Origin of the sequence: Nocardia sp. SSK8 (assembly GCF_037034205.1) — a bacterium.
Taxonomy (GTDB): domain Bacteria; phylum Actinomycetota; class Actinomycetes; order Mycobacteriales; family Mycobacteriaceae; genus Nocardia.
In genome coordinates this window covers 1-539 of the sequence record NZ_JBAGKD010000036.1, presented here as the reverse complement: position 1 = coordinate 539, position 539 = coordinate 1, and the positions used below count along the sequence as shown (strand labels likewise).

The window sequence follows — 539 nt, the reverse complement described above, 5'->3', positions numbered from 1 at the left end:
ACCGCGGACGGCCTTCCGTCTCCACGAGTTCCGCATAGGAAGACCCCGCACCGCCGCGCTGACCGCGCAGTCCCCATTGGCCGAGGAACAGCGCACGCTCGTCGAGCAGCCCCGCGTAGTCGTGCACCGGAAGACCTCGCACCACCCTGGTGCCCCAGAACGGTGGCGACGGAACCGCCAGGTCGGCGGCGACTTCGGAGCGTTCGGGCACCACGACCGGAAACTCGGCGGCCTTACGTTCGGCGGCGATCCGTTTGGACCGCGCACGCCGCGCCTGCCGTTCGGCGAGCGCCGCCGGGTCGAGGGTGTCCACGGCCTCGCCGCGCTTGCGGGCCATGATCTCGTCCATCAATCGCAGACCCTCGAAGGCGTCGCGGGCATAGTGCACGTCGCCGCTGTAGACCGCGGTGAGATCGTCCTCCACATAGGCCCGCGTGAGCGCCGCGCCACCGAGCAGGACCGGAAACCGTTCGGCGACACCGCGAGAGTTCATTTCCTCGAGGTTTTCCTTCATGACCACGGTGGACTTCACCAGCAGG

The 539-nt window shown here is 68.6% G+C and carries 1 pseudogene; it reads right to left on the bottom strand.

Going from position 1 to position 539, the window contains the following annotated elements:
* Positions 1-539 (bottom strand): annotated as a pseudogene (locus WA675_RS27260) (methionine synthase); the annotation flags it as partial.